The 5055-nt window shown below is 44.8% G+C and carries 4 protein-coding genes and 1 pseudogene; 1 reads left to right on the forward strand and 4 read right to left on the reverse strand.

Features of this window, described 5'->3' with window-relative positions:
• Both B7X71_RS11545 and B7X71_RS11550 read right to left on the reverse strand, forming a co-directional pair.
• Positions 1 to 539, reverse strand: a pseudogene (locus B7X71_RS11545) (peptidase S11); the annotation flags it as partial.
• 149 nt (positions 540 to 688) lie between these two features.
• Positions 689 to 1576, reverse strand: a complete 888-nt coding sequence (locus B7X71_RS11550) for a DMT family transporter (RefSeq protein WP_293598113.1) — start codon at positions 1574 to 1576, stop codon at positions 689 to 691.
• Positions 1577 to 1783: 207 nt separating this feature from the next.
• Here B7X71_RS11550 and B7X71_RS11555 point away from each other — a divergent pair, with 207 nt between their 5' ends.
• Positions 1784 to 2350, forward strand: a complete 567-nt coding sequence (locus tag B7X71_RS11555; protein ID WP_293600796.1) for a phasin family protein — start codon at positions 1784 to 1786, stop codon at positions 2348 to 2350.
• A gap of 95 nt (positions 2351 to 2445) precedes the next feature.
• Here B7X71_RS11555 and lpdA read toward each other — a convergent pair whose 3' ends face one another.
• Together lpdA and B7X71_RS11565 are read right to left on the reverse strand one after the other, a co-directional pair.
• Entirely contained in the window at positions 2446 to 4236 is a 1791-nt protein-coding gene (gene lpdA, locus B7X71_RS11560; RefSeq protein ID WP_293600797.1) for a dihydrolipoyl dehydrogenase, read from the reverse strand.
• Between the two features lie 9 nt (positions 4237 to 4245).
• A partial coding sequence (locus tag B7X71_RS11565; protein ID WP_293600798.1) for a 2-oxo acid dehydrogenase subunit E2 occupies positions 4246 to 5055 on the reverse strand: 810 nt, incomplete at its 5' end.

The following is a 5055-nucleotide window of genomic DNA, read 5'->3' on the forward strand; positions in this document are numbered from 1 at the left end:
GCTGGTATACCGCCTGGGTAATTTCTACCGAGAGTATATGCTGCCCGATTTTCAGATGCCATCAAGGACAATAATAGAGCCTCTTCTCTTGTTAAGACCGTACCACCAGCAAGACGGGAGTTTCTATATATATTCACATCATCTGAGTTAATGACGAGTGTCTCATCCATTGGCAATTTAGAGTCGAGCACCACCATTGCAGTCATCAGCTTAGTGATGGATGCGATCGGCAGACTTACAGAGGAGTTTTTTTCAAAATAAACCTCTTTGGTATCTTGATTAACGACCATCGCAACACTGGACTTCAGATTAAGGTCATCATGTTGACCGCGTAACCCTAAGGCAGTTGCAAATGAAGGTCTTCCTGCCACCACAGGCTCGCTTGAACGGGTCACCGTGGTCCGAACTGTTTTGGGCTTCTTAGACGATTTCACTTGCTTCTTTGCAGCCGATTTGGGCGGTGCCTTGGATGTCTTCGAAGCCTTGGGGTCATTATTGCTTGCACTTGCCTGAAAGGAAGTAATTAGGCCAAATGACATTAGCCCAATAAACGCAATAAGCCAAAATCGTTTCAAGTGCATCCCAAATAACCTTCCAAAACTTTTAACATACTGAATGATAAATAACTTTTTCTTCTCTACAGCCATTATTGCCTGCATTGACCAGAAAACTCTCTTGTGAGGCGCCCTTACTCTGCAATCGTAGCAACTGCCTTTGCTTGCCCTCGATTAACCAATATGACTCCAGTCATGGTCAATATAAGGCCGCCTGCCATCATAAGTGTGAAAGGCTCATCAAATAAAAACCAGGCCATTACTGCAGTAGTTGGTGGTGTTAGGTATAAGAGGCTTGTTACCTTGGTTGCCGCCCCCTTACGAATCATCATAAATAGTAGACTGATTGATCCGATTGATAAGGGGAAAATTGCCCATAGCAAAGCGCCAATAACCGAAGCATTCCAAACCATGACTCCAGACTCAAAGTAATACATACAGATAAAGCAAAGAACTGCTGATACGCCAAACTGAATTGATGACCCAGCGCGAAGATCAAAGACTGGGCAAAATTTCTTCTGATAAAGAGTGCCGAATGTAATAGCAAGTAAAGCAGCGAAAGCAAGAACGTAGCTTAATAATGGGATTTGAGTAAAGCCAATTTTTTCGGCCACCACCAGAGCCACACCAGCAAACCCAAAACACAATCCAACCCACTGACGTCCCGTCACCTTTTCAGAAATCCAAGCCGCAAACCATGCAGTCAGAATTGGTTGGAGACCGACAATTATTGCAACCAAGCCTGCAGCCATACCCAAACGTACGGCGAACCAAACACCTAAAAGATAGCCAAACTGTAGCAATACCCCAGCGATGGCAATGTGCTTCATTTGATGCCAGCTTGGCCAGCTGATTCTCCAGACCAAACTCAGGCATGCCATGGCCATTAAGACACCCATGAAGCGCCAAAATAGAAATGTGGCAGGCTCAACATAAGGCATCGCTAGACGCGCAATCACAAAACCCGTACTCCAGATCAACACGAAGAGTGGTGCAATTAGGTTATCTAGCTTCAAACTCATGTTTAACTTATTGAAAATACGCGATTTTTTTTATTCAATTGATGATTTTAGGCTCATTTATAAATAACTAGTCCCATATGGCTGACAGTACTCTGTTTGATATTGCAGCGCACCATGAATACGATAAAATGATAGCTAAATGAATTGACAATAATCAGATAAAGCTCATAGTGAAGAAATGAATCAGGCCCACAGGAAAGGGAAGAAATGAATCTAACGCCAGAACAAATTGCAGCAGCACAAAAAGCCAATCTAGAAACTTTGAGTGGACTAACTAATCAAGCACTTCAGAGCATTGAAAAACTAGTTGAGCTCAATATGCATATTGCCAAACAAAGCTTAGGCGACAGTATGAGCAGCGCCAAAAAAGCATTAGAAGTAAAAGATATTCAACAACTCCTCGCCCATCAAGCCGAGGCAGTTCAGCCGATGGCTGAAAAAATCATGGCTTATAGCCGTCATTTGTATGAATTAGCCCATGAAACTCAAGCAAGCTTTACAAAGTCTGCCGAGAAAGAGTTTCAAGCTGGACAGTTAAAGATTAATGCATTGGTTGAGGATTGGACTAAGAATGCGCCAGCAGGATCTGAGGCTGCTGTTGTCGCCATCAAACAAGCTATTGCCTCTGCTACTAACGTATTTGAAACTAGCCAAAAAGCTGTCAAACATGCAGTTGAAGTTGCTCAAACCAATCTGAATAGCGCTAACAGCTCAGTTGAGAAAACAATTAAAGCAAGTAGCAAGACTGCAAGCAAAGCTAGTAAGAAAAAGTAACCCTACCCTATCTCTGTTTTTTCCTTTGGTGAAAAGCAGAAAGAAAAAAAGCCCCATGTTCGGGGCTTTTTCTTAATCGGAAAATAGCAAGCGTTCTAATGTGCCTTCTTTTTTACTGGCGGTAAATCAGTGCAGTGGCCATGTGCCGCCTCTGCAGCTAAACCAACTGACTCACCTAAGGTTGGATGCGGATGAATGGTTTTACCAATATCAATAGCATCAGCACCCATCTCTATAGCAAGGCACACTTCACCGATTAAATCACCAGCATGAGTACCTACAATTCCTCCGCCAATGATGCGTTTGCTGGTAGCATCAAAAATCAACTTAGTGAATCCCTCATCTCGACCATTGGCTATAGCTCTACCACTGGCAGCCCATGGGAATAAACCCTTCTCATAAGCAATTCCCTGAGCCTTACATTGCTCTTCAGTCAAACCAGCCCAAGCTACTTCTGGATCGGTATAAGCAACAGACGGAATTTGCTTAGCATCGAAGTAAGATTTTTCACCAGCAGCAACTTCAGCGGCGACGTGACCTTCATGCACAGCTTTATGCGCGAGCATGGGTTGACCAACAATATCGCCAATAGCAAAGATGTTATTCACATTCGTGCGCATTTGATTGTCGACCGGTATAAAGCCTCTCTCATCAACAATGACGCCTGCAGCAGATGCATCAATTTTCTTGCCGTTGGGCGTGCGTCCCACCGCTACTAACACTAAGTCATAAGTTTGGGGCTCTGCGGGAGCATTCTCGCCATCAAAACTGACCTGGATACCATCCGCTTTCACTTCAGCTTTTGACGCACGGGTCTTGAGCATGATCTTTTCAAAACGGCCAGCGTTAAATTTCTCCCAAACCTTTTCTAAATCACGATCGGCTCCGGCCATCAGACCATCCATCATCTCAGCAATATCTATACGGGAGCCTAAGGTGCTGTAGACAGTAGCCATCTCTAAGCCAATAATGCCGCCGCCAATCACTAACATGCGCTTTGGAATACTCTTAAGCAATAAGGCACCAGTACTATCCACAATGCGCGGATCTTCTGGCAAAAATGGGAGTTTTACTGGCTGACTTCCAGCTGCAATGATTGCCTTTTGAAAACGCACTACTTCTTTTTGCCCAGCTAGATCTTGACCATCGCCTTTAGTGAGCTCAACCTCAATATGATTCGCATCCAAGAAGCGTCCCAACCCACGCACCACAGTCACTTTGCGCGCTTTAGCCATACCAGCCAATCCGCCGGTTAACTTAGCAATGACAGAGTCTTTGTAGCCACGCAATTGATCAATCTCAATTTTGGGGGCGCCATAACTAATGCCATGCTTAGACATCGTTTTTACTTCATCCATCACTGCAGTCGTGTGGAGCAAAGCCTTTGATGGAATGCAGCCTACGTTCAAACAAACACCGCCTAAAGTTGCATAACGCTCAATCAAAATCGTGTTCATGCCTAAATCTGCGCTACGGAATGCAGCGCTATAACCACCAGGACCAGCGCCCAATACAAGCACTTCACATTCGTGATCCACTTTACCGCTGTACTGACCAGCGATAGGAGCAGTGATCACTGGAGCCGCTACTGGGACTGCTGCAGGCGATGGGCTGGCTGCGGATGAAGAAGCCTGAGGCGCAGATGCTGCTCCCACTTCAATCTCAGCAATCGCACTACCCTTGCTCACTTTATCGCCAGCTTTTACAGAAATACTGAGAATGGTTCCTGCAGCATCTGCTGGAACTTCCATGGTTGCTTTGTCAGATTCAAGAACAAGTAAAGGCTGTTCTTTTTCAATCACATCACCCACTTTAATGAGTACTTCAATTACTGGAACATCTGAGTAATCACCAATATCTGGCACGAGAATAATTTGCTTAGCCATATCTTTTCCTTAAAGTGCAGCGCGACGGAAGTCGGACATCAGCTGAGCAATATAAACATTGAAGCGCGTTGCTAAAGCACCATCAATCACGCGATGATCTGCACTTAAGGACAATGGGCAAATTAAACGAGGAACAAATTGCTTGCCATCCCACACTGGTTTCATAGCAGCTTTACTTACCCCCAAAATTGCTACTTCAGGTGCATTGACGATAGGTGAGAAATACGTACCGCCAATACCACCTAAAGAAGAGATCGTAAAACTAGCACCCTGCATCTGTTCTGGCTTGAGTTTTCCATCTCGAGCTAGTGCAGCCAATTCAGAGGTTTCACGCGCGAGCTCAAAGATGCCTTTTTTATCTGCATCGCGAATCACCGGCACCACTAGGCCATTTGGAGTGTCGGCAGCAAAGGCGATATTGAAGTATTTCTTCAATACCAAATCATCGCCGTCAATAGAACTATTAAATTCGGGGAATTTCTTAAGTGCTGCAACAGCAGCTTTCATTAAGAAAGCCAACATCGTGATTTTGAGCCCCTGCTTTTCATTCTCTTTATTTGTGAGAACTCTAAATGCCTCTAAATCGGTAATGTCCGCATCCTCGTGATAAGTCACAGCAGGAATCATGACCCAGTTACGACCCAGGTTCGCAGCAGTCAATTTCTTTATACGATTTAATGGTTGGCGCTCTGTCTCACCAAACTTAGAGAAATCGACCTTAGGCCAAGGAATTAAATTCAGGCCGCCCAAGCTTCCGCCAGATGCACTAGATGGACTTCCAGCTCCGCCGCTCATGGCAGCTTTTACAAAGGCCTGAAT

This window comes from Polynucleobacter sp. 39-46-10 (genome assembly GCF_002282275.1).